The 5013-nt window shown below is 73.2% G+C and carries 5 protein-coding genes; 4 read left to right on the top strand and 1 reads right to left on the bottom strand.

Translation table 11 applies throughout. From position 1 onward, the window contains the following. Nucleotides 1–267: 267 nt before the first annotated feature. Nucleotides 268–915: a hypothetical protein gene (locus tag VGR37_03270; GenBank protein ID HEV2146415.1), complete on the bottom strand. Its 648-nt coding sequence runs from the start codon at nucleotides 913–915 to the stop codon at nucleotides 268–270. A gap of 170 nt (nucleotides 916–1085) precedes the next feature. On the opposite strand from VGR37_03270, the gene VGR37_03265 reads away from it, so the two are divergent. From VGR37_03265 to VGR37_03250, 4 genes are read left to right on the top strand one after another with little or no spacing between them, the layout of a single operon-like run. Next, nucleotides 1086–1814: a vWA domain-containing protein gene (locus VGR37_03265; GenBank protein HEV2146414.1), complete on the top strand. Its 729-nt coding sequence runs from the start codon at nucleotides 1086–1088 to the stop codon at nucleotides 1812–1814. A 7-nt stretch (nucleotides 1815–1821) separates the two neighbouring features. Continuing rightward, nucleotides 1822–3174 carry a protein kinase gene (locus VGR37_03260; GenBank protein ID HEV2146413.1) on the top strand — a complete coding sequence of 451 codons (1353 nt, stop codon included), beginning with the start codon at nucleotides 1822–1824 and terminating at the stop codon, nucleotides 3172–3174. A gap of 7 nt (nucleotides 3175–3181) precedes the next feature. Beyond that, nucleotides 3182–3571, top strand: a complete 390-nt coding sequence (locus tag VGR37_03255) for a hypothetical protein (GenBank protein ID HEV2146412.1) — start codon at nucleotides 3182–3184, stop codon at nucleotides 3569–3571. Further along, nucleotides 3568–4845, top strand: coding sequence for a metallophosphoesterase (locus tag VGR37_03250; GenBank protein HEV2146411.1), 1278 nt, complete (start codon nucleotides 3568–3570; stop codon nucleotides 4843–4845). Before VGR37_03255 ends, VGR37_03250 begins: the two co-directional genes overlap by 4 nt. The last annotated feature ends 168 nt before the right edge of the window (nucleotides 4846–5013 follow it).

The following is a 5013-nucleotide window of genomic DNA, read 5'->3' as shown; positions in this document are numbered from 1 at the left end:
GCCGCCCTCCCCGGCGGACGAGCACGCCGCGAGCGCGGCGGCCAGGAGGAGCATGGCGGCCCCGCGGGCGCGGGCGGTTCTTCCGGGGATCCTGCGAAACTGCGGCTGCGGCATCACGGGCGCTTCCCTGCTCGGGGCGATGAAGACTCCTTCCCTCCGGTCCTGCCGGACCCAGATGAAAGGTTCTTGCCACGCGTCCCGGCACCCGCCGGGGTCAGCCCCTGGAGCGCCGCTCGAAGCCCGCTCCGGGGCTGCCGGCGGCCCGGCTCAGCCGGCGGGGGTGGTGCGGGCCCCCGCGTTCTCCAGCAGGGCGCGGTACCACCTCTCGGATTCCCGCAGCCGGTCCTCGTGCCCCGCCGTGCCCCAGATCACCGACAGGGTGGAGACCGTTTCCGGGCGGGTCTTGGTGCGCTGCGCGTCGCGGACGGCGTTGGCGCACGGGCCGTCCGCGTCGAAAAGGCAGAGGAGCCCGCCCAGGTCGATCTCCTGTCCGGCCGGGTTGAAGACGTACGATGCGCCCTCCGGGGCGACGGCGACCCGGAACGGCGGACGGGCGAGCGCCAGGTCCACGACGCTGATGGGGAGGCCGGCGTGGAGCGAGACGGCGTTGCAGGCGTCCACGGCCAGGTTGATGGTGCCCAGCGCGCCCTCGCCCGCGGCCCGGACCAGGTACTCCGAGGCGGGCTTGCCTCGGCCGGTGGGCTTGTAGCCGCCCAGGCGCAGGAGGTCGCGGATGGCGGCGCGGACCTCCTCGTCGCGCTGCAGCGGCGCGGGGGCGTCGGGGCGGAGCAGGGCGCGGATCTCCTCCGGGGTGGGGAGGTCGCCCAGCGGGGCGGGGAAGCGGGTGGTGAAAGCCGCGATGTGGAGGAGCGGGTGCTCCTCCACCTGGATGCGGACGGGCGGGTGGGTGGTCATGGCGCCGGGAGGTTGCTCGGCTGGTGTTTCCGACGCCTGCAATGTGGCGGGGCGGCGCGCGTGCATCAAGTCCGTCAAGGGTGGAGAGCGAGGCCGCGCCCGGAGTGGACCGGAACGTGCGTAAACGCCGCGCCCGCAAGCAGAACCGTCATCCACCGCAGGGACAGCCCATGGACCAGCAGACGCAGCAGAACAAGACCCGGGGGGTCGCGGACATCGTCTTCCTGATCGACGTCTCAGGGAGCATGGCACCCGTCATCGACGCGCTGAAGCAGAACATCGGCACCTTCGTCGACTCGCTGAGCAAGGGGGAAGGGAACAACGTCTCCCCGGTCCGCGACTGGCGCGCGAAGGCGGTGGGGTACCGCGACTTCGAGGTGGATCCCGAGCCCTTCGTGGACCACCCGTTCGTCAACGACGTGGAGGCGCTGCGCGCGCAGCTCGCCAGCCTCCGCGCCGAGGGCGGCGGCGACGAGCCCGAGTCGCTCCTCGATGCGCTCTACCGGATCGCCAACATGGGACAGACGGAGAAGGGCGCCCAGAGCCACGATCCCAACCAGTGGCGCTACCGCAGCGACGCGGCGCGGGTGGTGGTGGTCTTCACCGACGCCTCCTACAAGCCGACGCTCTCCATCCCCGAGGCGAAGGGGGGCGGGCTCACGGACGTCATCAACGCCATCATCAACAACCGTGTCATCCTCAGCCTCTTCGCCCCCGACATGCCGGGCTACGACGAGCTGAGCATGGTGGACAAGTCCGAGTGGGAGGTGATCTCCTACCCCGGCCTCAGCCCACAGCAGGCGCTGGAACGCTACACGTCGGACCCGGAGAACTTCAGGAACACCCTGCGCCAGCTCGCGGCGAGTGTCTCCAAGTCGGCCGAGACCGTCGCGCTCTGAGGCGCCCATGGCCAAGAAGCTCAAGGTCGGGGACGTCGTCAACGGATACCGCGTCACCCGCGTGTTCGGGCCGGGCGCGATGGCGATCTCCTACGCGGCGGAGAGCCCCTCGGGGCAGCCGGTCTTCTTCAAGCAGTACAAGTCGCCCTCGGTGACGCTCGACTGGTACCGCCCCTACGTGCGCTACCAGAAGGAGCTGCACCGGCGCATCGAGGAAAGCCCCGCGCGCAACTACTGCGTGCGCACTCTGGACGCGTTCGAGGCAGTCTGGGGGGGGCGCACCTACTTCCAGGTGTTCGAGCTGGTGGAGAACGGGGACGACCTGGGCGGGATCCTGGAGGAGGAGCACCGCGCGGCGGGGGGGCGGGGGCACGCCATCTCCCTCGCCGACCCGCGCCTCTGGGAGCGGCACGTCATCTGGGCGAAGGTGCTGATGTCGGGCGTCCATGCGCTGCACCAGGCGCGCGTCGCGCACACCGACCTCAAGCCCGACAACGCCTTCCTGGTCCAGGACCCGTCCATCAGCGCCGGCTACCAGCTCAAGCTCATCGACCTGGACTTCTCGGTGCTGACCGACGAGACGGCGCCCTGGCATGGCAAGCAGGGCTACGTGGGGACCGACAACTACCGCTCCCCGGAGCACCTGAGCGCGGGCGCCACCCCCGGCGCCGCCTCGGACGTCTTCACCTGCGGCCTCATCCTCTACGAGCTGCTCACCGGGCGGCACCCCTACTGGTCGGAGGACCAGGAGGACTACGCGAAGCAGGCGCTCGCGCACTCGGCGCCGCGTCCGGAGCTGGGCGGCACCATCCCCGCTCCGGCGAGCAACGACGCGGTGGTGGAGATCCTGTACCGCTGCCTGGCCCCGCGCCCGGAGGACCGGCCCACCGCCCTGGAGGTGCGCGACGTCCTCACCGGACGCGCGGGGGCCGCTGCGGAACCGACGCCCGCTCCCCCCGCGGAGCCCGCGCCCGCGCCGGACGCGGCTCCCACCCCGGCGGCCGAGCGGACCTCGGCCCCCTCTGCCACCGGGGGCGCCGCGCCGCTGCGCTCGGAGCGCATCCAGCTCACGGGCGAGGGGGGACGCTCCATGTCGCTCGGGGTGCGAACCCCGCTCGGCAAGCACGCGGTCCGCCAGTTCGGAGAGGACTTCGTGCACTGGGACACGGAGCAGTGCGCCCTCGAGCGCCGTCCCGACGGCGTCTGGCAGGTGGTCCCGGTTCCCGGCGCCACCAACGAGACGCTGCTCAACGGCGCGGCGGTCACCGCGCCGCAGCCCCTCCAGGAGGGCGACGTGCTCGCGGTGGGGCGCGAAGCGAAGGGCATCGTGAAGCTGCCGCTCACCGTCCGCCCGGCGTGAGGCGGCGATGGCGTGGAAATGCCCCGCGTGCGGCTTCGGCAACGAGGCGGACGACGCGCGCCGCTGCGACTCGTGCGGCCACACGCGTGCCGGGAGGGTCGTCCTGGTCTCGGAGCACACCTCGCAGCGGCTGACCGTCGCGGTGGACACCCCGGTGGGGAAGCGGCTGCTGCGCGGCATCGCCGGGGACGACTCCGTGTACGCCTCGGAGCCGCAGTTCCTCCTGTCGCGCGACCTGGTGGAGGGCGGCTGGAGGATCGCTCCCGCCCCCGGCGCCGTGAACCCCACCTTCCTCAACGGAGCGGAGCTGACGGAGCCCTCGGCGGCGCTGGAGCACGGGGCGACCCTCTCCATCGGCCCCGAGCGGCTGCGGCTCCGCGTAGAGAACGAACTGTGAGAGAGACCGAAGCAGACCGGGCACCGGAGGCGGAGCCCGCGGCGGGTGGGGAGACGCCCCCCGCCGAGGGCGAGGAAGTGGGTGAGCGCCCCGCGGGGGAGGCGGCACCGGTCGAGGAGCCCGCGTCCTCCGGGGCGGCGACGGGGGAGCCCGCCGCGGCCGAGCCGCCCCCGGTGGAGCCGTCCGGACCGCGGGTCGTGGAGGTGCGCGCCCTGGACTGGGCGGCGGTCCGCCGCGCCGTCGCCACCCCGTTCGACGACGCCCGCGCGGAGGCGATCATCGGCCGCATGGAGGACCGCCTCGCCGGGGGCGGACCGCTGGGCCTCGCCTTCGAGGAGCACGCCGAGGGTCCCGACGACCGGGCCATCCAGGTGAAGGAGGATCCGGGGGAGGAGGTCTGGTTCGTGGGCGACCTCCACGGCGACCTGCTCGCGCTGGAGGCGGTGCTGCAGGTGATCGGCCGCGCGGAAGGCGGGGAGCGGGCGCGCGTCGTCTTCCTGGGCGACCTCTTCGACGACGGGCCGCACGCGCCGGAGGTGGTGCTGCGCGTCTTCGAGCTGCTCCTGGAGCGCCCCCACTGGCGGGTGACGGTCGTGGCCGGCAACCACGACGAGGCGCTGCGCTACGAGGACGGGCGCTTCACGTCGTCGGTGCTCCCCTCGGACTTCACGGACTGGCTGAACGCCCATCCCGACCACCCCTGGGCCGTGCGCCTGGGCCGGCTGATCGTCGCCTTCTTCGCGCGGGCGCCGCGGGCGATCTTCTTCCCCGACGGGCTGCTGGCGGCGCACGGCGGGGTGCCGCACGTCGACCTGCACGCGGAGCTGGAGGAGGGCGGGGACTGGAACGATCCCCGGGTGCTGCAGGACTTCGTCTGGCTGCGGGCGCACCCGCGCGCGCGACGGCGCATCCCCAACCGCACCACCCGCGGCAGCGAGTTCGGCCGGGAGGACTTCGAGGCCTTCTGCGCGCTCGCCACCCGCCTGGGCCGCCCCGTCGAGCGGATGGTTCGCGGGCACGACCACGTGGAGGAGCGCTTCGCCGTCTTCCCCACGTACGCGGCGAACCCGGTGCTGACCATCAACGCCATGTCGCACCGGCTGCCGCGCGAGGTCTTCGGGCCCTACGAGCGTGTGCCGGTGGTGGCGCGCTGGGTGCGCGGCGAGCTCCCGGAGGTGCACCGCATCTTCATCCCGCCGGAGCTGATCCGGGAGGTCTACCCCGAGGCGGCCGGTGCGGGCGGCGACACCGGGGGCGAAGGCGAGGGCGGGTGAACACCGTCGTCGAGCGCTGCACCAACTGCGGGGTGGAGCACGAGCCCTCGCACGTGGGGCCGTGCGAGGTCTGCGGGAGCGAGCTGCGCTACTGGTGCCAGCGGCACAGCCGGGAGATCGGCTGGCTGGACGGCCCCGACTGCCCGGTCTGCGCGCGTGAGACGGAGG

This window comes from Longimicrobiaceae bacterium (assembly GCA_035936415.1).
Lineage (GTDB): Bacteria > Gemmatimonadota > Gemmatimonadetes > Longimicrobiales > Longimicrobiaceae > JAFAYN01.
The sequence above is the reverse complement of the archived record's forward strand: the minus strand, read 5'-3'. Positions and strand labels throughout refer to the sequence as shown.

Coding starts and splice junctions, on each gene's coding strand:
- VGR37_03270 (HEV2146415.1), bottom strand. CDS start 915: ATGACCACCCACCCGCCCGTCCGCATCCAGGTGGAGGAGCACCCGCTC.
- VGR37_03265 (HEV2146414.1), top strand. CDS start 1,086: ATGGACCAGCAGACGCAGCAGAACAAGACCCGGGGGGTCGCGGACATC.
- VGR37_03260 (HEV2146413.1), top strand. CDS start 1,822: ATGGCCAAGAAGCTCAAGGTCGGGGACGTCGTCAACGGATACCGCGTC.
- VGR37_03255 (HEV2146412.1), top strand. CDS start 3,182: ATGGCGTGGAAATGCCCCGCGTGCGGCTTCGGCAACGAGGCGGACGAC.